At 38.9% G+C, this 23,736-nt stretch carries 16 protein-coding genes; 5 read left to right on the top strand and 11 right to left on the bottom strand.

Annotated features, from left to right (window positions below):
* Nucleotides 1-702 carry a hypothetical protein gene (locus ACVWYN_RS02320; protein ID WP_457287204.1) on the bottom strand — a complete coding sequence of 234 codons (702 nt, stop codon included), beginning with the start codon at nucleotides 700-702 and terminating at the stop codon, nucleotides 1-3.
* Nucleotides 703-737: 35 nt separating this feature from the next.
* On the opposite strand from ACVWYN_RS02320, the gene pepT reads away from it, so the two are divergent.
* Nucleotides 738-1,991 (top strand): peptidase T, encoded by a 1,254-nt coding sequence (pepT, locus tag ACVWYN_RS02325; protein WP_457287205.1) that lies wholly within the window; start codon nucleotides 738-740, stop codon nucleotides 1,989-1,991.
* On the opposite strand, the gene ACVWYN_RS02330 is transcribed toward pepT, so the two are convergent.
* Genes ACVWYN_RS02330 through ACVWYN_RS02340 form a run of 3 tightly spaced genes read right to left on the bottom strand, consistent with a single transcriptional unit; the run spans nucleotide 1,969 to nucleotide 4,285 of the window.
* A complete protein-coding gene (locus ACVWYN_RS02330; protein ID WP_457287206.1) occupies nucleotides 1,969-2,658 on the bottom strand; it encodes a class I SAM-dependent methyltransferase in 690 nt (229 codons plus the stop codon). The two genes, pepT and ACVWYN_RS02330, sit on opposite strands and share 23 nt — an antisense overlap.
* A 14-nt stretch (nucleotides 2,659-2,672) precedes the next feature.
* Nucleotides 2,673-4,070, bottom strand: coding sequence for an MBL fold metallo-hydrolase RNA specificity domain-containing protein (locus ACVWYN_RS02335; protein WP_457287207.1), 1,398 nt, complete (start codon nucleotides 4,068-4,070; stop codon nucleotides 2,673-2,675).
* 8 nt (nucleotides 4,071-4,078) lie between these two features.
* On the bottom strand, nucleotides 4,079-4,285 hold the full coding sequence (locus tag ACVWYN_RS02340; protein WP_457287208.1) for a YtxH domain-containing protein: 207 nt from the start codon (nucleotides 4,283-4,285) through the stop codon (nucleotides 4,079-4,081).
* Nucleotides 4,286-4,357: 72 nt separating this feature from the next.
* Here ACVWYN_RS02340 and ACVWYN_RS02345 point away from each other — a divergent pair, with 72 nt between their 5' ends.
* Complete coding sequence (locus tag ACVWYN_RS02345) at nucleotides 4,358-4,723, top strand: hypothetical protein (protein ID WP_457287209.1); 366 nt, start codon at nucleotides 4,358-4,360, stop codon at nucleotides 4,721-4,723.
* Nucleotides 4,724-4,830: 107 nt separating this feature from the next.
* Nucleotides 4,831-6,045, top strand: coding sequence for an ATP-binding protein (locus ACVWYN_RS02350; protein WP_457287210.1), 1,215 nt, complete (start codon nucleotides 4,831-4,833; stop codon nucleotides 6,043-6,045).
* Between the two features lie 1,671 nt (nucleotides 6,046-7,716).
* Here the strand turns inward: ACVWYN_RS02350 and ACVWYN_RS02355 are convergent.
* Both ACVWYN_RS02355 and ACVWYN_RS02360 read right to left on the bottom strand, forming a co-directional pair.
* The gene (locus ACVWYN_RS02355) at nucleotides 7,717-8,436 is read right to left on the bottom strand and encodes a hypothetical protein (protein ID WP_457287211.1); all 720 of its coding nucleotides are present in this window, start codon (nucleotides 8,434-8,436) and stop codon (nucleotides 7,717-7,719) included.
* Between the two features lie 81 nt (nucleotides 8,437-8,517).
* A complete protein-coding gene (locus ACVWYN_RS02360) occupies nucleotides 8,518-11,145 on the bottom strand; it encodes a carboxypeptidase-like regulatory domain-containing protein (protein WP_457287212.1) in 2,628 nt (875 codons plus the stop codon).
* A 346-nt stretch (nucleotides 11,146-11,491) separates the two neighbouring features.
* Here ACVWYN_RS02360 and ACVWYN_RS02365 point away from each other — a divergent pair, with 346 nt between their 5' ends.
* Nucleotides 11,492-14,320, top strand: a complete 2,829-nt coding sequence (locus ACVWYN_RS02365; protein WP_457287213.1) for a carboxypeptidase-like regulatory domain-containing protein — start codon at nucleotides 11,492-11,494, stop codon at nucleotides 14,318-14,320.
* A 203-nt stretch (nucleotides 14,321-14,523) separates the two neighbouring features.
* On the opposite strand, the gene ACVWYN_RS02370 is transcribed toward ACVWYN_RS02365, so the two are convergent.
* A complete protein-coding gene (locus ACVWYN_RS02370) occupies nucleotides 14,524-15,339 on the bottom strand; it encodes a hypothetical protein (protein WP_457287214.1) in 816 nt (271 codons plus the stop codon).
* On the bottom strand, nucleotides 15,326-17,956 hold the full coding sequence (locus tag ACVWYN_RS02375) for a carboxypeptidase-like regulatory domain-containing protein (RefSeq protein WP_457287215.1): 2,631 nt from the start codon (nucleotides 17,954-17,956) through the stop codon (nucleotides 15,326-15,328). Before ACVWYN_RS02375 ends, ACVWYN_RS02370 begins: the two co-directional genes overlap by 14 nt.
* A 345-nt stretch (nucleotides 17,957-18,301) precedes the next feature.
* Between ACVWYN_RS02375 and ACVWYN_RS02380 the strand changes: the two genes are divergently transcribed.
* Complete coding sequence (locus ACVWYN_RS02380; protein ID WP_457287216.1) at nucleotides 18,302-21,124, top strand: carboxypeptidase-like regulatory domain-containing protein; 2,823 nt, start codon at nucleotides 18,302-18,304, stop codon at nucleotides 21,122-21,124.
* A 35-nt stretch (nucleotides 21,125-21,159) separates the two neighbouring features.
* Here the strand turns inward: ACVWYN_RS02380 and ACVWYN_RS02385 are convergent, their stop codons facing one another.
* The 3 genes from ACVWYN_RS02385 to ACVWYN_RS02395 all read right to left on the bottom strand — a co-directional run bounded on the left by ACVWYN_RS02385 (nucleotide 21,160) and on the right by ACVWYN_RS02395 (nucleotide 23,645).
* Nucleotides 21,160-21,765 carry a hypothetical protein gene (locus ACVWYN_RS02385; RefSeq protein WP_457287217.1) on the bottom strand — a complete coding sequence of 202 codons (606 nt, stop codon included), beginning with the start codon at nucleotides 21,763-21,765 and terminating at the stop codon, nucleotides 21,160-21,162.
* A 113-nt stretch (nucleotides 21,766-21,878) separates the two neighbouring features.
* Nucleotides 21,879-22,538, bottom strand: a complete 660-nt coding sequence (locus tag ACVWYN_RS02390; RefSeq protein ID WP_457287218.1) for a hypothetical protein — start codon at nucleotides 22,536-22,538, stop codon at nucleotides 21,879-21,881.
* A 9-nt stretch (nucleotides 22,539-22,547) separates the two neighbouring features.
* Nucleotides 22,548-23,645, bottom strand: coding sequence for a Fic family protein (locus tag ACVWYN_RS02395; RefSeq protein ID WP_457287219.1), 1,098 nt, complete (start codon nucleotides 23,643-23,645; stop codon nucleotides 22,548-22,550).
* Nucleotides 23,646-23,736 lie beyond the last annotated feature (91 nt).

Genomic DNA, 23,736 nt, shown 5'->3' on the forward strand with positions numbered 1-23,736 from the left:
TTAATACAGATTTCTTTTAGAAATACCATACGGGCCAAAATGGTACCGCAGACCAACGCTATAATAATTGTAAATATCTGGATTGGTGTTCTTAAATATTATTGATGAGTCGTCATATCCATCCAATCCTTCTCCAATGGTTACGTTGCTTTGCAGATTAATATTCAAAGCCAATCTTGGAACTCCATCGTTGCTCCTAAAATAGAAGTTTATACCTAGGTTAACTGGAAAAACAAGATTATACGACCTATCCATCCCAGGAAACTTATACCCGGTACTTGGCTGATATCTAACCACGCTCTTCATTTTGTTGTGTACCAAGCCCGCTCCTGCACCAATATAGAGGTCTTTTATCGCATTGCTGAAGGAATTGCGTTCATAATTAATAAAAGTGCCCAGGGCAACTTTACCATTTAATGTAGCAGTAGCGTAACTGTTTATAAACTGCCGCTCATGAGGATCGGTATTAATGTCGCCACCTACTATTTCACCCTTTTGCAACTCACCTCCAATACTAAAAAAGGGAGTAAAATAGTAATCTAGTGTGCCATAACCTGCCAGACCAAAGTCGTGCTTTTGCAAATCTGTAAACGAATGCGTGGTTCCAAACCCAGCTCCTAAACTTAGCTTTTGAAAGTTGGATTGGCTCAAAGCTGTTAAACTTAGTAGCATTGCAAATAATGAAGCGCTCACTCTTTTCATGAATCTTTCTATAACTTTGTGTTTTTAAAAAAGTCATGCAAAATTATCAAAATAAAACCAAATCACTCGAATCACGCTTTATAAAGTATGTACAGATAGATACCCAGTCAGACCCGCTATCACCTTCCATACCCTCTACTGAAAAGCAGAAGGATCTTGGTCGAGTACTGGTACAAGAGCTGCTGGCAATCGGCATTGCTGATGCACATCTGGATGAATTTGGTTATGTATATGCCACCATACCTGCTACTTCTAACAAGCATGTACCTGTAATCTGTTTCTGTTCTCACATGGATACCTCACCAGATTGCAGTGGTCAGGATGTTAAGCCAATTGTGCATGAAAACTATCAGGGACAGGACCTGGTATTGCCGGACGACAAAAGCATCGTATTGAAAATGAGTGAACATCCGGACCTGAAAGATCAGATCGGCAACGATATCATTACCGCCAGCGGTACTACCCTACTTGGGGCAGACAACAAAGCTGGTGTAGCAGAAATTATGGAGGCGGCAGCATTCTTAATGGGAAACCCTGACATCAAGCATGGGGTGATCAAAATTCTTTTTACACCAGATGAGGAGATTGGGCGCGGTGTGGACAAGGCAGATCTAAAGAAGTTGGGTGCTGATTTTGGTTACACCATTGATGGAGAAACATTGGGTTCTATTGAAGACGAAACGTTTTCTGCTGATGGCGCCGTCCTTACCATACATGGTGTGAGCACGCATCCAGGTTTTGCAAAAGGAAAAATGGAGAGTGCCATTAAGATCCTTTCAGACGTGATTACTGCATTGCCTACAGATTGTCTTTCTCCAGAATCAACTGAAGATAAAGAGGGTTTTATCCATCCGGTAAGCATTGCCGGCAGTGTGGAGCAAGCTGAAGCAAGATTTATCATCAGGGCATTTGACGATGAGCAATTGCAGGCAAACGGTGAGTTCCTGGATGCTACAGTACAAAATATTATTGAAGACTATCCAAACGCTACTTATACGCTAAAGATAACCGAGCAGTACCGCAATATGAAAAAGATACTGGATCAGTATCCACAAGTGATTGCTGTCGGTATTGAAGCCATCAAAAGAGCGGGAATAACACCTAAGCAACAAAGTATAAGAGGTGGCACAGACGGCTCGAGGTTATCTTTTATGGGACTGCCTTGTCCGAATATATTTGCTGGCGAGCATGCCTTCCATGGAAAACAAGAATGGGCTTCTGTGCAGGATATGGAAAAAGCGGTTCAAACGATTGTCAACATTGCTATCATTTGGGAAGAGAAAGCCTAGCCAGGTACTGATCACTATCGTCTTCAAAGATGATTTCTACTGTCCAGCCTTTTTTTGAGGCGATAGTTTTTAGTGTTTGCTGATCCACATAAATCCATTTAAACCAACTGCCTTTGGTGCTTCTATATTCGTACCTAAAGCTTACTTCTCCAAAGTACCCCTTTGCCGGGAATTCAATTTCCTGGTAAAGGTAAGACAGGTCTGAACTATCAAATACCAGTTGCCCGCCTGGATTAAGCAGCGCTTTAACTTTCTCTAAAAAGGAGGTAAGACCAGCAATTGTGCCTGTTAAGCCAATGCCGTTCATCATAAAAAGCAAGGTATCATAAGTATCGGCGGTGTATTTGAGGATGTCGCCTTCCATTGCCTTTTTTAAACCACGCTTTTTCATAATATCAACCGCTGCAGCAGAAATATCCATGCCGGTAATATCAAAGCCACGTTGTTGGAGTATCAACGCGTGACTTCCAACTCCTGCGCCCACGTCAAGCGTTTTGCCTTTGCAAAGTTCCATTGCGCGCAGTTCCAGTTCAGGCATTTCCTCCTCATCCCTAAAGTAGATATCCACTGGCATCTCTTCAGGATCATCATAAGAATTGTGTACCCAAAGGGTTTCTGCAGGCGGTTTTAAAAACTGATCCTTTAAAGCTTCACCAAAAACGTCCATTGGACAAAGATAATTTATATTTCATATTCCTGATGGTACTCAGGAATGGCAACATGTTCAAATCCCACCTCTTTTAACCGCACAGCGAATTTCTGCTGCACATCATATTCGCCATGTACCAGAAACAATTGCTTTACTAATTTTGGGTCCTGACAGGAAAGAAAATGTAAAAGATCTTCATAATCGCCATGGGCACTCATAGACCTGATGGACTTCACTTCAGCCGCCACATCATAATCATCGCGAAATATCCGTACCGATTTCTTACCGGCCATTAACCTGCCACCCAAAGAGTTCGGGTCTGCATAGCCAACCATCAAAATGGTGTTTTTACTACTGCCAATGTTATTTTTAATGTGGTGCCTTATTCTTCCCCCTTCAGCCATACCAGATGCAGAAATGATGACGCATGGTCGCGGGTCGTTATTCAAAGCCTTAGACTCTTCCACACTTTCAATAAACTGAAGGCCTTTGAAGCCGAAGATGTCGTGATCCACCTTAAGCACTTGCTTAACGCCACTGTTGTAAACTTCAGGGTGACTTTTTAACACTTCAGTAGCCTGAGTGGAAAGCGGACTATCTACATAAAATGGCACATCAGGTAATTTATGCTTCAATTCAAGACCATTCAAAGCGTAAAGAAGCTCTTGCGTACGGCCCACGCTAAAAGCAGGAATGATCACTTTGCCTTTCTTAACCTCACAGGTATTCTTGATAATTTCAAGCAGCATGTCCTCAATAGGATCAAGGTCCTTATGCAAAGAATCTCCATAAGTAGATTCCATTAAAATATAATCTGCTTGTTCAAAGCGCTGCGGACTTTTGAGCAGGAGATCACCATAGCGGCCAACATCACCACTAAAGGTCACCTTAGTTGTTTTGCCTTCTTCAGTTATGGTAAGATGTACGGCAGCACTACCAACTATGTGCCCGGCATCCGTAAAATGTAAGCTTATCTGATCGTCCAGTTGAAAATCTTCATTGTAATCGACAACTTTAAACTGACTCAATGTTTTGATCACATCATCCTCTGTATAAAGCGGCTCCTCTAGTTCATCATGCTCTTTTTTATGCCTGTTCATATATTCAGCATCCTGTGTCTGGATCTTTGCAGAGTCCATTAACAGTATTCTAGCCAGATCCATTGTAGCGGGGGTAGCATAGATATTTCCTTTGAAACCATCTGCCACCAATTTTGGCAATAAGCCGCAATGGTCTATGTGCGCATGAGACAAGACCATGTAAGTAACTTCCGAAGGATCAAAGCCGAAGTAACCATTTAACTTATCGGTTACCTCGCCCATGCCCTGGAACATTCCGCAGTCTAGTAATATTTGGTTTTTGTTTTTTAAAGTAATCAGGTGTTTACTGCCGGTTACAGTACGTGCTGCACCATGAAAAGCAATCTTCATTCAGTAAACTATGCCTTAATGTTTGCTATGCTGTCTTTAAACTTATCAGCTACATCTGCTAGTCTATCCTTAGAAGAATCTAACAGTTCGCAAAACCAGTCTGCTACTTTGTCTTTAACATCATCAGATTTACTTGACGATAAAATTAATGCCACTGCTGCACCAAGAGCAGCACCTGCTAATACACCTGCAATTATTTTTGTTTCCTTTTTCATCTTCTTATAATTTGTTATAAATACTAACAACAATGACACCGAATAGTTCTGGGAATGACTATATTTATAAAGATGCTGAAAATTTTATCCTACTTAAATATTGCTTTTGCGATACTTTATTTCCTGCTCTACCTGCTGAATAGCACTGCTTACGCGATGGCTGGAATAGCGGTGGTCATTGTTTTCAATTCGCTAGTGCTTAGAAATATAGAGCAAGGTAAATCCTTTAAGTTGGTGCATTTTATAATTGGTGCTACCAATGTTTTCTTTGCGGCATTCCTGGTGCTGTGGGTAACCCACGTTATCTTGTCTTCCATTCGGTATAATTATTTTGCCAATACCTGGCTTTACATCCTAATAACCATACCCTTCGTTATTTCTATCGGATTACATTTCATCCTGGTCTTTTTGAAATACAGACAAGGCGTAGTGCATTGAGTTTAACAATCATGATTATAATTTGTAGTGTTTATTGAAAAAGTTATAAGTATGATTATAATTTAGCGTTATATTTGGTTTAGTTATAATTATAGTTGTATTGAGTTATGAACAAGATTCCTTCAAATCTTATTGTTAGACCAACTTATATTGAACGGTTTAAACCCTTTATAGGTAAAAATCTTATTAAGGTAATTACCGGTCAGAGGCGGGTAGGTAAAAGCTATTTATTATTTCAATTGATGAATAGCATTCAAGACCTAGATAAAAATGCAAATCTGATCTATATCAATATGGAAGATTTGCAATTTGATTTCATAAAAACAGCCAAGGACCTGAACGACTATGTGTTGTCCAAGACGAATGCCGATCAACGTAATTATATATTTATAGACGAAATACAAGACATTGCCGATTTTGAAAAAGCATTAAGGTCCTTATTGCTTGATGAAAATAATGACTTATATGTTACCGGGAGTAATGCTAAAATGCTATCCGGCGAACTGGCTACTTATTTAAGCGGCAGGTATATAGAGTTTCCGGTATACAGCTTGTCTTACAAAGAATTTCTATTATTTCACAAATTGGCAGACAGCGATTTAAGTTTATCACATTACTTTACTTATGGTGGTTTACCATACCTAATCAACCTTCCGTTAAATAACCAGGCGTTCGAATACCTTAAGGGAGTCTATTCAACCATTATATTTAGAGATGTGGTAGCTAGATATAGTCTGCGTAATAGTGTTTTCCTGGAGAAGCTAGTTTTGTTCCTGGCGGATGCAATAGGGAGTCTTTTTTCAGCTAAAAGAATTAGTGATTTCCTAAAGTCTCAACAAATAAATATAGCCCCTAATCAAATCCAAACCTATACTAGCTATTTAACAAACGCCTACATTGTTCACGAAGTAGGGCGGTACGATATCATTGGGAAAAAGATTTTTGAAACGGGTAGTAAGTTTTATTTCGAAAATACAGGAATTAGAAACGCAATTATTGGCTACAAGCCTAACGATATTGGAAAACTGCTCGAAAACGTGGTATACAATCACTTGTTATACCTTGGTTACACCATTAAGGTCGGCTCCATAAACACCCAGGAAATCGACTTTGTCTGTGAACGAAATGGCGAATTCAGGTATGTACAGGTTGCGCTAAAGTTAGACAGTGAAAAAACTATAGAACGAGAATTTGGCAACCTGCTAAAGATACCGGACAATTACCCAAAAATTGTCATCACCAATACCCATTTTGAAGGCAATAGTCAGCAAGGCATCCTCCACATGAACATCAGGGATTTTCTGATGGAGGATAACTTTTAGCAAGTTGGTCTTGAAAGCCCAACCAGCTTTTAATACGTCAATGAACTAATGCTACCGGCTATCGCAGCTGGCAGTTTAAATTTAACTAGTCGACTAATTAAAAAATTGAAAATGGAATACTTGCCTGGTATTTTTTGCTGATCAGCGATGGCGGAGTATATTCCAGATGCCTACAAATTGTTGGGATTTACCCGATAGGCTGGTATAATTGTGGCTTATAAAAAGCTCGTTTTATTACAAGTGCAAATGTAAGAAAAATAGTTGATATTTCCAAATAAATTTTGGCATTATTTCGAATTAAACTCTTTGATTTACAGCGCTTTATGTCTATTGATTGTAGCTATAATAAGACTGGTTTTAAACCTTAATTATCGCTTGTTTTGGTGCTATAATTAAGCGTGGATTCTAGTGACATTTTATAGAGGGATGCCAGCAGTATGTGGTAATAATATCTCGTCAGTGTAGGGGTAGAGCTGTGCAGCTACCGGCAATACTGATTAAACCTTTTGAGGGGTTCTGTTTTGGGTTTACTCGTGTTTTGTTCGTGGTATAGTCGCGGTTTGTGCGACTTAAGGTACCTCATACACGAAGAAACCACAACTAAATTACGGTTAAACTACCTTTAAGCCGAGAATGATGCCAAACCAATGGTACAGTTGATTTCCTAATATTTTCCATAGCACCTACATCGCTTAGAGCGCCTTTCGTGCAGGCTACTAGGTATCTTGGAGCACTAGAGGTACCCTTTTCCCCTCCAAAGTACGGCTAAAGGTACTTTCAGTCCTATAATACCCCTGTGTAAAATAATGTCATTATATTTATATAGTTAAACGTTTTCAATATGACAAAGCAAGAATTGTTAGCGCAACCATATCACAGATTTTTTAAATTAATGAAAATGTTTTCAAAATTGAGTCTCTCATTTAGATTTGCGATCTATTTACTTTTAGTTAGCTTATCTTGTCATGCGCAAAAGCTTTATCCGTACAAGACTATTGATAGACATTGTAAAGATTGTGATGAATTTACTTATACCGGAGGGATGTTGGGTTTTCACCTCAAGCCTATAATAGAATCAAAAAACGAAATAGAAATTCGGCTATATACCGCGAGTGAACATGGAAGTAGGTGACGAGCCCTTTTCCCAGGCCAGATTCTGTAAAAGGGATCTATCAATGGGAGGTATACCCCTATAAAAGATTTCAAATTTTAGGAGAAAATCTTGATTCCATATACAAAAATTTGATTTCTAAAAAAGTTTTGGCCTTGCAAGACCAAAAAAATCTTTTGCCAAAATTTGGTTACTACAGGTCCTTTTGGGTCGAAGCTAAAGTAGACAGAGTTACAACGGAATCTGACTTCGATAACCCTGAGCGATTCGCATACCTATACCCGAATTTGGAGGAAAAATTTAGAGAATACCAAAGTATTGTTTCTATTTTTAAATCTTTGAGCGATAAATTTTACCCGACATATGCTGCTTTATTTTTTAAGCAATTATAATGTTGTCCCTTAATTCAAAATTTCTTGTTTAAAACATTTCCTAATTCCCATTAATTAGATAGTAAGGAATGCGGACCTACCTGCTTAAAAATTATTTCTAAATATTAGTGAACTATTTCTGAATTGCCTTTAATCGAAGGGGTTCATCGGCACATCCGAAAGAGTAGCTCAATAGTTGATAATTCTTTTGATTAAAAAATTGTTTTTATCGCGTACAATTTTCAATGTCGTCCAGTTCCCTAATTTGTCCATTAAATATTTGCAGGAGATTCTCCACTGTTCTACACCGTTCTCATTAAGCCTTTTTTGCTCAATCAAATTACCGTACTGGTCATAAGAATAACTATTTGACCATTTGATGTGGTTGTTCATCGCATAGACTCTATCATTGACTACATTTCCTTTTAAATCACAGGTGTAATTGGCATAATAACTTTTCGAAAGCGTATCAGGGATTAACACATTTTTTGATAAGAGATGACTTTCCAGATCGTATACAAACTTTTCTTCGAAATTTAGCGTGCCATCCTCTGCATATTGAACACGCTGTTCAACCAACTTCTTTACATTATACAAATACCTGGTTAACGTGCTGATTGAATCATTTGTTTCTTTAATGGCTGTCCTATTTCCCAAAACATCATAAAGGTATTTTTTAATAGAATATTTGTCCTTTTCTTCTACTAGCTGATCATTTTCGTAACGATAAACAATCGTGTTCTCCACAACATTGCTGTCAATAGTATCAAATATGATCTGCTCAATTAGATTGCCTTTAACATCAAAAGAGAAAGTGCTTTTTTTTATCAGCACCGGCTGACCAGAGCTTTGATCAAAGCTGCTTTCCGTAAATGAACTTATTTTGCCAGCAGGTATTTTAATTTGCAAATTAAATGGATACTGAGCAAGATAGGTCTCCAATGCAATATAAACATGGTCAACAAAAGGATCACTTTTACTAAATACGGTTTACTTAACTTCATAATAGGCCACTTGTCTGCATAAATATCCTAAATTATTGATCCCCTCAAAGACCACCTCATATGTACCAGGTTGATCTGAGTTATAAAAATCAAATTCAATTTTATTACTGCCATTCCCAAGCAGCTTAGGGTTCCAATAAACTGCAGTCCTGTAGTCATTCATAAATTCAAATTGACCGGAGCTATAATCCGGTAGAAAGAAAGAATGAGGTTTGGTAAAACCTAGAGGAAAATAGTTAGTAATATTCGGAGTGTACAATTTTTCTCTCTTCTCTCTTTTTTTAGTGATAATTAAAAGAGACGGTCCACCTAACATCGTTTGTATTGCCAAATTGTTGGTCACAACTTCTATCTTTCCAATATCCATTGGTTCCAACACATTATTATCAAAAATATCTCTGATTTCATCAATAGTCATAACTTTTCTGCCATCTAAAAATACTGTCATTGCAGAGTCACGATAGAATGGATAGTAATTCACGGATTTATATTCCTTGAAGATAATGCTGTGAAGCATTCCCTGTAAACACTGACCTAACGATGCGCAATATTCTGCGTCCCGAATAATATAGGTTTGATCCGAATGGCCATCTGGCACAATATTTCCATATTGCTTCGTATAGGTTACCTCTTGCATACGTTGTGCATTGATTTTAACTTCTTTTAAGTTTCTGGATTTTGCGGCTATGTAAAGAGGTGCTTCGGTATCATTCTGATCCATATCTAGCAACGTCATATTGAGTTCAGGTTTACTCGGATTTAAACTCATGCTTACACGCGCAACCTCATCAATTGAAATTATTAATCGATCTGAATTATTTGCCAGCCTGCCTTGAACCGTGAACCGTGTACCCTGACTAATCCTTATACCATCGAAGGCAAATTTTCCAGCTCCGTCAGATTTGGTTTCTTCCATGATATTACTATTCAGGGAAACCATAATCAATTTTGCATTAACGGCCGGCCGGCCATCTAAAGTCGTTACTTTACCACTAACGATTGTCTTTGCTTTCTCAACGGTAAAAAGTTGATCTATCGCAGCACCTCTTACTTTCTTGTATTTATCAAGTTGTTGAGTTAGCATCAGATTATCCAATGCTTTTCCTCTCTTCTCGTCACGATCCAAAAAATAATAGTTAGGCTCTTCTATGTAGCCTTTTAAATCCGCCGAAAGCAACAAACTGGAAAAAATAGTCACTTCATTTTTCTTATTGTTTTGTAAAGTATCCAGACGCGTTACGGTAACGCTAAAGCTACCGTTCAATTTCGTTTGATCTATCGATTCTACGGAAACCTTCACTAGCTCTTTCTTTAAAAACGAAGGCTTGTTCAGCTTCAATTTTGCAGTCAACACCTTATGGTTCTTTACAAAAATGGTTCTGGAATTGACCACTGCATTCTTGTTGATCAATTCTACTTTCGACACGCCCATCGGAAGGCTGTCTAATTCAATCTCAATATTAGCCTCTCCTGAAATCAATTTTATAGGTTTTTGATAAACAACTGCTCCCCCTGAACTAATCACTACACTTAAATCTTTATTGTTGCTTAAACTGGGCTCATTCGTCCGCACTGAAATCAGTTGATGGGTATCCTGCAGGCTACAACTTAATTGATAAGCATCCGTTCTAGCCTTTGGAAGCTTATAAGATATTTGCTGGCCACTTGGCAACTGAACATCAGCAGTGTAATCTACTCCAGCTTTAGTATCAATTTCAAAACTCCCTATTCCTGCATGTGTTGTATTAATATTACTGATTAAATGACCCTCCCCATCTACAACTTTACCTGTTATTGCCAAACCTTTTCCATTTTGTCCCACTGCTCTAAAGCCTATCTTATTTTTAACACCGGCAAGTAAGACTCCACCTTCCGGCAAGAACTGAACATCAGATTGTGACCACTTTCCAAACAATGGGAAAGTTTTAGTGATCACACCCCCCCGCTTTTGTTCTACAAAAGATTCTAAATAGCTGTCATCCAGATTTATTTTACCAGATTTCTGTACCTCGACCATTATATTGCCCAATGCATCAGTTTTGCTTGTGCCTTTAGATATCAGCTCTCTTTCAGAAATGATGTTATAACGAATTTGCTGTCCCGATAAGGGGGCGCCATCTAATCCTTTATAATTAAGTTTGACCAATATTGAAGATTGATTTCCCTTAGTTACAAATTCATAGTTAGCTTTTGCTTTAATTCCTTTTACAAAATACCCGCGAATGAAAAATGATTTATCAAAAAAGTAACTAGGATCATTATTTCTCATGACCTGGGTATAAGCCCGAAGCCTGAAAGCGCCTTGTTGTATTTCGTTTTCCAAAACGATATCCCCAAAACCTACTCCTTTGTTAATGGGTACTTTAATGATTCTCTGTACAGAATCTTTTTCGTTAATCAATTCAACATAAACTGATTCGCTATGATTGCTTAGGCGATTGTCTGGGCCACTGGTAACATAAGCCTTAAACCAAAGGGTATCTCCAACAGTATAATTCTGCTTATTGGTTTGGATGTAGACCTTTTCATGAACTGTAGGATCTACAGACTCCTTAGGAGCGTTTTTTACGAAAATAAATAAAATGATAATAACGAAAAACCGGAGAGCTATCATATGAGAGTTAATTTAGTAAAGGGGTAACGAAAGCAAAATACGAAAATGTTATCAATGGTAACGACTTATCAGGAATAAAAATATTTTGCATTCTGCCGGATGAGCTAATTGTTAAATAGTAGGAATGCAAGTGTTAAAACATACAGTACCTGTAAAGCCAAGCTTAATTATTTCAATGCAGATGGGCCTGGTACTTATAAAGTGATAGTTAAGGGGATTAATTCCGACGGGCAAATCGGGCGACAAGTATATCTGTATCCTGTGGCATTAAATTAATATCCGATTGTTGTCCCCTATTTCCATTTCTGAATTGCCTTTAATTGAAACCAAGTATATCTCTTTTGTTATGACGCCTCTGAAAAAAATAGCAATACCTCTTTTACTCCTTTTTATTTTTAGTGCTTTTGTTTCCAAAGATGAGGATCCTTTAGACAGGCTGGTCGCTTCACTAAGGCAATGGACAGATACCCATCCCCAGGAAAAGGTTTACCTGCATATGGATAAACCTTATTATGCATTGGGCGATACGATTTGGTTTAAGGCGTATGTAACTACGGGCAGCAGCCACCAGCTTTCTGCCATTAGCGGGGCATTGCATGTAGACCTGATCACTGAAAAGGATTCTATTGTACGATCTTTGAAACTTCCTCTTTCTGCCGGAATGAGTATGGGTGATTTTGTACTGGAAGATGAGCTGAGGGAAGGCAATTACAGAATAAGGGCCTATACACAATGGATGAGGAATGCCGGTGAAGATTATTTCTTTGACCATACGTTTACTGTCGGCAGCCCAGTTAGCGAGGAAGTTATAGGCAGATCAGATTACCGTTATCAAACTGTTGACAATAAATCTGTACTTACTGCCACCCTTCAATACACCGATGAGGAAGGTAAACCCTTATCGGGAAGAAATGTGGCATACGACATCATGATTGATCAGCAAAGGGCCTATAGCAAATCGGCTAAAACCGACCAGCAGGGAAATATTACAGTAAAAATTTCAAATGAGAACCAGGCAGACTTACGTGGTGCCTATATCCGTACCAGAATAGTTTCAGAAACAGCAAGCGGAAAAAAGGAGGTAACCAAAGATTTCCCGATTAAAGCTGGCTTGGCGCAAAGCGATGTTCAATTCTTTCCCGAGAGTGGGAATTTAATAAACGGGGTGACTAGCAAGGTGGCTTTTAAAGCTATCGGAATTGATGGTGCTGGCATCATGGTAACAGGCAAAATACTGGACAATGAAAACAAGGAGGTAGCAGACTTTGAAAGCTTAAAGTTTGGAATGGGCAGCTTTAACATCATCCCTGAGGCAGGGAAAACCTACACGGCAAAAATCAGGTTTGCTGACAGTACCGAAAAGATGATGCCACTGCCCCCGGCACTAGATGAGGGTTATGTGCTGAGTGTCTATCAACCCAATAAAGACAGTATCCTTGTTAGGGTAAGTACCTCAGCTAAGACCCTGGCGGCAGTGCAAAACTCAGTTAACCTGAGTATCATTGTACAATCTGGAGGCGCAACAATCAATGCCTCACCTGTTAAAATCAGCAGGCAGATCAGCTCGTTCTGGTTGGATAAGAGTGCCTTCCCCACCGGGATAGCACAGTTTACGCTGTTCAATGCTGCCGGGGAGCCTCTGAATGAGCGGATTGCTTTTATCAGGAGCAAGGACCAGATGCAGCTGAGTTTATCGACAGCAAAGAAAACTTACAAAAGCAAAGAAGCTGTGGAGCTGGAGTTGGATGCAAAGGATAAAGATGATAAGCCGACAGTGGGAAATTTCTCGGTAACAGTGATTGATGAGAGCAAGGTGCCTTTTGAGGAAGAAAGGGAAAGTACGATCTTTTCGAACTTGTTGCTGACTGCGGACTTGAAAGGATATATTGAAAAACCTAATTATTACTTTACAAAGGATGATGAGAAAGTGAACAAAGCATTGGATAACCTGATGCTGACACAGGGTTACCGTAGGTTTAGCTGGAAGGAAATTGCCGGTAGTACAGCAAACAGTCCTCTGGAATCAAACGCCAGCATAGATCCCAATACAGCCTACCTAACCAATGCGATGTTCAAACCGGAAGGCTTGGGTATCGACATTACTGGAGCGGTAAAAACGCTGGGTGGCAAAGCAGTTCCTAATGCCAAACTCATGCTTTTGGCTACAAAAGTGGGAATCCTTCAAAATGCTACTGCCGATGCAAATGGCAGGTTTAAGTTTGAAGGATTGGTGTTAACCGATAGTATTAAGTTTGCTGTACAGGCACGAACGGAGAAGAATGGTACCAAAGTAGAATTGGTCTTGGATACTGTTCCACAATTATATCTGTCAAAGAACAAAAATATTGCTGATGTAAATACTAACATAGCAGGTACAATTATAGCATACATTGATAACAGTAGAAAGCAGGATTCTATATACGAAAAGACGGGCCAACTAAACAGGGTGCAGCGACTAAAAACGGTTCAGATAACCGCACGAAAAATACCAGACCAAGTTTACGCAACACAGGGTGCGGTAAGAATTGGAGAAGGGCATGCCGATAAAACAATTGATATGAAGAATCAAAAGCCCTTTGCAAATTTGGGTATCTTCTTACGGGGCTTAATGCCTAATGTTAAATTTGATCGTTTTTATCCAGAACCTCTTAGGCGCCTGTTTATTGACAATTACCCACATTTCTATGATTCGCAAACCAAATTGTTTGTTCCAATGAAAATTATTTTAGACGGAAGGGAAATAAGAGAAATGGAAGCTGCAGGGGTATTTGATAATACCACCCTTGAAGCCGGTGATATTGCTAAAATAGAACTCGTATTAACAAATAGAGCGCTGATCAATGTACTTGGTGCCCCTGCCATTATGATTTATACTAAAAAAGACAAAGGAAAAGGTTACAACCCCAACATCGCTAATATTTCCCCGAAAGGATTCAATAAAGTTAAAGTGTTTTATTCACCTAAATATGATCATTTAAACGCCGATAGCGAACTTCCGGATCTTCGAACTACCATCTATTGGAATGCGAATGTTAAAACCTACAGCACCGGTAAAACTAAACTCAACTATTTCAATGCAGATGGCCCCGGTAATTATAAGGTAATCGTGGAAGGCATCAATGCAGAAGGGGAAATCGGGCGACAAGTGTACCTGTATTGTGTGGTATTAAATTAATATTCGATTGTTGTCCTCTATTCCATTTCTGAACTGCTTTTAATTAAAACTGTCTATAACGGTGATATCACCGTAATGACTGGCCCAATGATTACCGTATTAGACATCTTATCGAAGGGGTTCATCGGCAGATCCGAAAGATTACCAAAAACAATTGTGCTTTTTCTGAACTTAATTAAGTTATGGTTGCTAATACCATTAGCTCAATAGTTGATAATTCTTTTGATTAAAAAATTGTTTTTATCGCGTACAATTTTCAATGTCGTCCAGTTCCCTAATTTGTCCATTAAATATTTGCAGGAGATTCTCCACTGTTCTACACCGTTCTCATTTAGCCTTTGTTGCCCAATCAAATTACCGTACTGGTCATAAGAATAACTATTTGACCATTTAATGTGGTTGTTCATCGCATAGACTCTATCATTGACTACATTTCCTTTTAAGTCGTAGGTGTAATTGGCATAATAACTTTTCGAAAGCGAATCAGGAATTAACACTTCCTTTGATATTAAATGGCTTTGTAAATCGTACCCAAACTTTTCTTCGAAATTTAGCGTGCCATCCTCTGCATATTGAACACGCTGTTCAACCAACTTCTTTACATTATACAAATACCTGGTTAAAGTGCTGATTGAATCATTTGTTTCTTTAATGGCTGTCCTATTTCCCAAAATATCATAAAGATATTTTTTAATGGAATATTTGTCCTTTTCTTCTACTAGCTGATCATTTTCGTAACGATAAACAATTTTGTTTTCAATAACATTGCTATCGATACTATCAAATATAATCTGCTCCCTCATATTTCTCTTAACATCAAAAGAGGTGGTACTTTTTTTAATCAGCACCGGCTGACCTGAGCTTTGATCGAAGATGCTTTCCGTAAATGAACTTATTTTGCCAGCAGGTATTTTAATAGGGATATTAAATGGATACTGAGCGAAAGTAAATGCCCAATGCATGGTGAATATAAAACACAATGGAATGCTTTTTGCCAAATACGCTTTATTTAACCTCATAGTAGGCGACTTGTCTGCATAAATATCCTAAATTATTAATTCCCTCAAAGACCACCTCATATGTACCAGGTTGATCCGAATTATAAAAATCAAATTCAATTTTATTACTGCCATTCCCAACTAGCTTAGGATTCCAATAAACTGCAGTCCTGTAGTCATTCATAAATTCAAATTGACCGGAGCTATAATCCGGTAGAAAGAAAGAATGAGGTTTGGTAAAACCTAGCGGGTAGTAGTTAGTAATATTCGGCGTGTACAATTTTTCTATCTTCTCTCTTTTTTTAGTGATAATTAAAAGAGACTCTCCACCTAACATCGCTTTTAGGGCTAAGTTTGTTCTAACAACTTCTATCTTTCCAATATCCATCGGATCCAATACATTGTTATCAAAAATGTCGCCCATTTCATCTAAGGTCATTACTTTTCTTCCGTCTATGAAGACATTCATCGGTACCGGATCACGCCCGAAAGGATAGTATCGCACGGACTTATTCTCCCTAAATATCACCCCGTGAAGCATACCCTGCAAACACTGACCTAAAGAAGCGCAATGTTCTGCGTCCCGCATAATATAGGTTTGATCTGCATGTCCGTCAGGTACAAAGTTCCCAAATTGCTTCGTATAAGTTACCTCTTGCTTAAGTTGTGCATTGATTTTAACTTCTTTTAAGTTTCTGGATTTTGCGACTATGTAAAGAGGTGCCTCGACATCATTCTGTTCCATGTCTAGCAGCTTCATATTCATTTCGGCCCTGTTGGGGTTTATGCCCATTGTCATTGGATCGATCTCATCAACTGAAATAATCAACCGATCTGAATTGTTAGCCAACTTACCCTGAACCGTAAATCTTGTACCCTGATTTATCCTTATGCCATCGAAGGCAAATGTTCCAGTTCCGTCAGATTTGGTTTCTTCCATGATATTACTATTCAGCGAAACTATAGTCACTTTTGCATTAACGGCTGGCCGTTCATCTAAAGTCGTTACTTTACCACTAATAACAGTCTTCGCTTTCTCAACGGTAAAAAGTTGATTTATCGCAGCACCTCTTACCTTCTCGTATTTATCAAATTCTTGAGTTAGCATTAGATCGTCCAGGGCTTTCAATCTCTTTTCTTCACGATCTAAAAAATAATAATTAGGCTCTTCTATGTAACCCTTTAAATCAGAAGAAAGCAACAGGCTGGAAAAAATAGTCACCTCATTTTTCTTATTGTTTTGCAAAGTATCCAAACGTGTTATTGTAGCGCTAAAGTTGCCGTTCAATTTCGTTTGATCCATCGATTCTGCAGAAATCTGCACTAATTCTTTCTTCACAAATGCAGACTTGTTTAGCTTCAGTTTGGCAGTCAAGACCTTTTTGTTGTTCACAAATATGACCCTGGAATTGACCACTGCATTCTTGTTGATCAATTCTACTTTCGATACGCCCATCGGAAGGCTGTCTAATTCAATCTCAATATTAGCCTTTCCTGAAATCAATTTTATAGGTTTTTGATAAACAACTGCCCCCCCTGAACTAATCACTACACTTAAATCTTTATTGTTGCTTAAACTGGGGTCATTCGTCCGCACTGAAATCAGTTGATGGGTATCCTGCAGGCTACAACCCAATTGATAAGCGTCAGTTTTGGCTTTTGGAAGTTTATATAACATTTGCTGGCCGTTGGTTAATCGGACATCAGCAGTATAATCTACTCCAGCTTTAGTATCAATTTCAAAACTCCCTATTCCTGCATGTGTTGTATTAATATTACTGATTAAATGACCCTCCCCATCTACAACTTTACCTGTTATTGCCAAACCTTTTCCATTTTGTCCCACTGCTCTAAAGCCTATCTTATTTTTAACACCGGCAAGTAAGACTCCACCTTCCGGCAAGAACTGAACATCAGATTGTGACCACTTTCCAAACAATGGGAAAGTTTTAGTGATCACACCCCCCCGCTTTTGTTCTACAAAAGATTCTAAATAGCTGTCATCCAGATTTATTTTACCAGATTTCTGTACCTCGACCATTATATTGCCCAATGCATCAGTTTTGCTTGTGCCTTTAGATATCAGCTCTCTTTCAGAAATGATGTTATAACGAATTTGCTGTCCCGATAAGGGGGCGCCATCTAATCCTTTATAATTAAGTTTGACTAATATTGAAGATTGATTTCCCTTAGTTACAAATTCATAGTTAGCTTTTGCTTTAATTCCTTTTACAAAATACCCGCGAATGAAAAATGATTTATCAAAAAAGTAAGCTGGATCATTATTTCTCATGGCCTGGGTATAAGCCCGAAGCCTGAAAGCGCCTTGTTGTATTTCGTTTTCCAAAACGATATCCCCAAAACCTACTCCTTTGTTAATGGGTACTTTAATGATTCTCTGTACAGAATCTTTTTCGTTAATCAATTCAACATAAACTGATTCGCTATGATTGCTTAGGCGATTTTCTGGTCCACTGGTAACATAGGCCTTAAACCAAAGCGTATCTCCAACAGTATAATTCTGCTTATTGGTTTGGATGTAGACCTTTTCATGAACTATAGGATCTATAGGCTCCTTAGGAGCGTTTTTTACGAAAATAAATAAAATGATAATGATGAAAAACCGGAGAGCTATCATATAAGAGTTAATTTAGTAAAGCGGTAACGAAAGCAAAATACGAAAAAGTTATCAATGGTAACGACTTATCAGGAATAAAAATATTTTGCATTCTGCCGGATGAGCTAATTGTAAAATAGTAGGAATGCAAGTGTTAAAACATACAGTACCGGTAAAACTAAACTTAACTATTTTAATGGAGACGGGCCTGGTAATTATAAAGTGATAGTTAAGGGTATTAATGCAGAAGGGCAAATCTGGTGACAAGTGTATCTGTATTCTGTGGCATTAAATTAATATTCGATTGTTGTCCCCTATTTCCATTTCTGAGTTGCCTATAATAGAACCAAGTATATCTCTTTTGTTATGACGCTTCTTAAAAAATTAACAATACCCTTTTTACTACATTTTATTTTTAGTGCTTTTGTTTCAAAGGATGACGATCCTTTGGACAGACTGGTTGCTTCACTAAGGCAGTGGACAGACATCCATCCCCAGGAAAAGGTGTACCTGCACCTAGATAAGCCTTATTACGCGTTGGGCGATACGATTTGGTTTAAGGCGTATGTAACTACGGGCAGCAGCCACCAGCTCTCTGCCATCAGCGGGGCGCTGCATGTGGACCTGATTACCGAAAAGGATTCTATTGTACGATCTTTGAAACTTCCCCTTGCTGCGGGCATGAGCTTGGGGGATTTTGTTCTGGAAGATGAGCTGAGGGAAGGGAGTTACCGGATAAGGGCCTATACACAATGGATGAGGAATGCCGGTGAAGATTATTTCTTTGACCATACGTTTACTGTCGGCAGCCCAGTTAGCGAGGAAGTTATAGGCAGATCAGATTACCGCTATCAAACTGTTGACGATAAATCTGTACTTACTGCCACCCTGCAATACACCGATGAGCAAGGTAAACCCTTACCGGGAAGAAATGTGGCATACGACATCATGATTGATCAGCAAAGGGCATACAGTAAATCGGCTAAAACCGATCAGCAGGGAAATATTACAGTAAAAATTTCAAATGAGAACCAGGCTGATCTGCGGGGAGCGTATATCCGTACCAGAATAGGTTCAGAAACAGCAAGCGGAAAAAAGGAGGTCACCAAAGACTTCCCGATTAAAGCTGGCCTGGCACAAAGCGATGTTCAGTTCTTTCCCGAGAGTGGGAACTTAATAAACGGGGTGACTAGCAAGGTTGCCTTTAAAGCTACCGGAATTGATGGTGCGGGTTTAGGGGTAACAGGCAAAATACTGGACAACGACAACAAAGAGGTTGCAGTCTTTGAGAGCTTAAAGTTTGGGATGGGCAGCTTTAACATCCTCCCTGAGTCAGGGAAAACCTATACGGCAAAAATCAGGTTTGCTGACAGTACCGAAAAGCTAATGCCGTTGCCGCTGGCAGTAGATGAGGGTTATGTGCTGAGTGTTTATCAACCCAATAAAGACAGTATCCTTGTTAGGGTAAGTACCTCAGCAAAAACCCTGGAAGCAGCACAAAATTCAGTTAACCTGAGTATCATTGTACAGTCTGGAGGTGCAACAATCAATGCCTTTCCAGTCAAACTCAGCAGGCAGATCAGCTCGTTCTGGTTGGAGAAGAGCGATTTCCCCACCGGGATAGCGCAGTTTACGCTGTTCAATGCTGCCGGAGAACCACTGAATGAGCGGATTGCTTTTATCAGGAGCAAGGACCAGCTGCAGCTGAGTTTATCGACAGCAAAGAAAACTTACAAAAGCAAGGAAGCTGTGGAGTTGGAGCTGGAAGCAAAGGATAAAGATGATAAGCCGACAGCGGGAAATTTCTCGGTAACAGTGATTGATGAGAGCAAGGTACCTTTTGAAGAAGAGCGTGAAAGCACGATCTTTTCGAACTTGTTGCTGACTGCGGATTTGAAAGGATATGTTGAAAGGCCTAATTATTACTTTACTCAGGATAATGGCGAAGTGAACAAAGCGTTGGATAACCTAATGCTGACACAGGGTTACCGGAGGTTTAGCTGGAAGGAGATTGCTGGTAGTATAGCAAAGAGTGCGCTGGTATCAAACGCCAGCACAGACCCCAATACAGCCTACCTTACCAATGCGATGTTCAAACCGGAGGGCTTAGGTATCGACATTACCGGAGTGGTAAAAACACTGGGTGGTAAAGCAGTTCCTAATGCCAAACTCATGCTGATGGCTACAAAAGCCGGAATACTTCAAAACGCTACTGCCGATGCAAATGGCAGGTTTAAGTTTGAAGGACTGGTGTTAACCGATAGTATTAAGTTTGCTGTACAGGCACTGGACCCTAAAAAAGGAAATAAAGTAGAACTGGTCTTGGATACTGTTCCCAAACTATACCTGTCAAAGAACAGGAATATTGCTGATGTCAATACGAACATAGCAGGTACAATTAAAGCATACATTGATAACAGTAGAAAGCAGGATTCTATATACGAAAAGACGGGGCAACTAAACAGGGTACAGCGACTGAAAACGGTTCAGATAAGTGGAAAAAAAATAGATCAGGTTTATAAAACACAAGGTCCTTTAACAATTCCAGATGGGCATTCGGATCGAACCATTAATATGGGAAACGAAAAGGTTTTTGCGAACTTGGGTATATTCTTGCGTGATAAAATGCCAAACGTGTCCTTTAGACCATACATACCAGAACCACCAGGACCAATTATTGCCGATTATCCTTACTCCTATAATCCTATGACCCAAAATATAGAGCCAATGAAAATTATATTGGACGGAAGGCAACTTAGTCCAGGAGAAGCAGGTGGTGTTTTTGATAATCGTACAGTTGATACTGAGGAAATAGCCAAAATAGAGCTTGTAAAAGACAACAGAGCACTCATCAGTTTACTTGGTGCCCCTGCTATTTTGATCTATACTAAGAAAGATAAAAAGTTAGGATACAACCCCAACATCGCTAATATTTCCCCGAAGGGATTTAATAAAGTAAGAGAATTTTATTCCCCCAGGTACGATCGTCCTGGTAACAATACTGATTTTCTTGACCTTCGCTCTACTATCTATTGGAATGCAAGTGTTAAAACGTACAGTACTGGTAAGGCCAAGCTTAATTATTTTAATGGAGACGGGCCTGGCACTTATAAAGTGATAGTGGAAGGTATTAATGCCGATGGGCAAATAGGGCGACAAGTGTATTTGTATTCTGTGGCATTAAATTAATATTCGATTGTTGAGAATTAGATGTGGAGTAATTCTTATCCAGTGAACTCTATTTTCTTCAAAACTTTTTTCATGTGTTTCTCTACAGAAGCAGCACTAGCGGGAGTATAAAAGAAGTACAAAGTGATATCAGCTCTGTTTTCTTTATGAATAAAAGCAACCCTGCATTTTCCATATTGATTAATATACCGCCCCTCTAGTGGCAAGTCATAATAACCAGAAACATCAGCATTGTATTTTTTTCGGGTTACCATTAATGAGTTTCTAGTAATCGGATATTTTAAAGTATCGCTCCTTGTTTTCAGATAATTTTCATTTGTATTATGAATGAAACCGAACTTTTTCATTATGTTAAAATACGCCATAGTTGTATCAACCACGTCAATACTAAAATAAATAAAGATGCTATCCTTTAACGCTCTTAACTGGTGTCGAGAGCCAGAGAGTAATATTGGGCCAATCATCGCATTATGTGGTCGGTATAATTGTTCGTATCCATCTGGAACATTGTAAGTTATTTTTTGCTGATCTAACTGTTTCCGGAAAATGATTCTTTCCGCTACAGGATCATCTTGAGTTATTTGAGCGGAACAATTGTTAAAATATAAAAGGAATAAAATCAGAATTAATGATAATTTCATAAAGGGTCTAATTGCAAGTGCAATATAGCAATCATTAATTCCAATTGATAGACAACTCTTTAATTTGAAACTCACAAGCAAGGCCAAGCCTTAACTGAACGACCGAAAAGCAACTACTTTTCTTTGAAAAGGCTTAAAGAACCGTCATCATCTGATTTCAAAAACAGTTGCTCATTTGTGCGCTTTAAGATCTTATACTTAACAATCTTAGGTTCTATGTAATAGGTGGTCGTTTGAACCATAGTTGCAATCAAATCATAGTGGGCACCCCTCATACGAGACACATCAATAATTATGGAATTAGAATCCCGATTTTCCAAACTGATATACCCTATAGAACTGTGGTGTGCCAACCAAATTGTTCCAGTACCGTCCTTTGCTGACTCAAAAATTGCTATAGGATCTCCTTCCCTATCCCTAAGGGTTAGTGTGCCTTTAAGTACAGCGTTACTCTCATCTACCATTTTAAATGAAACTATAGTTTTTGATAACGCACCTGCCCTATACACTAATGAATAATTTGATGAATCTCGCCCAGTCATTATTCTCTGGTATTTTAAAGTAAGAATCCCTTTATGAACAGTATACTTACCTTGTCCGAAATATTCTTGCCCCTCTACAGATCCGCTGTGCTTAAAAGTGCCATTGGAAAATGTAAGAGATTGTGTGCCTTCTGTTCTCAGTTCGGCAAATTTGCCAGATAGCTTTTGACCTACTGCAATTTGGCTTACTAATCCAAAAATTGCTAAAACAAGTAATTGAGTCCTTCTCATAATTTATTTTTAAGCTATCAAACTATATGCTGTGTTTCGACCACCGCCTGTTTCTTTTTCCAATATGCCCTTTTCTATAAGATCTTGTATATCCCTTAATGCAGTATCGGGAGAACTTTTTGTCATCTTCGACCATTTTGTACTGGTTAACTTTCCGTGAAATTCATCAAGCAATTTGCTAACCATATATTGCTGGCGGTTATTTAATGAAACGTCCCGGTTCTTCTCCCAAAAATGAGTTCTGTTTAAAATTGCAGCTAAAGTCTCTTCCGTGTGGTCCATAGCGTGAAATAAGCAATCCAAGAACCAGCTCAACCAACTGGTGATATCCAGATCACTTTTTTGTGCTTTTTCCAGCATCTCATAGTAGGTAGCCTTTTCCATTAATACTTGTGCTGACATGCTGTAAAAACGTTGGGATGTTCCGTCTGCGCGAGCAAGTTGCATATCAGTAATAGCTCGGGTTATACGACCATTGACATCATCAAATGGATGGATAGTAACAAACCATAAATGTGCTATTGCTGCTTTCAATACCGCATCTGTAGTAAGTTCAGCGTTAAACCATTTTAAAAATATATCCATCTCAAGGGGTAATTTTTCCGCTTCGGGCGCTTCAAAATGCACCTTCTCTTTTCCCATAGCTCCTGAAACAACTTGCATTGGGCCAGCTTCTTGGGTACGCCAGGCTGCTACTGTGATTTTATGCATACCGCTTCTTGCGGTTGGGAATAAAGCAGCGTGCCAATCGTATAATCGGTCTGCGGTCAAATCATCAGCATACCTCATGGTTGCATCTAACATCATTTCCACCACTCCGTCTACATTTCGATCGGTAGGTACTGCTCCAGCTATTTCTATTCCCAGCCTGCGTGCTATCGAAGATCTTACTTGGTTGGTGTTAAGCTTCACGTCTTCTATCTCACTGGATGTGGTAACGTCTAATGTCAGGGTATCTAACACTGCATTCTCCTGCATTTTAAAACCGGCGGAACTCATTAACCCCAATATACGTCCCTGCCGATGTCTTACTTCACCTAAACGGATCTGTAACGCTTCTGTGTCCCAAGTGAAAGAAGGCCAGTCTTTTAATTGATGGATATACATGGTTTTGGCAATTATGCGGTAAATATATTTATTTTTCTCCGCAAATTTGCGGAGTTTAAAACACTTATTCTCCGCACAACATCAAATAAGT

Source organism: Pedobacter sp. UYP24, from assembly GCF_054057295.1.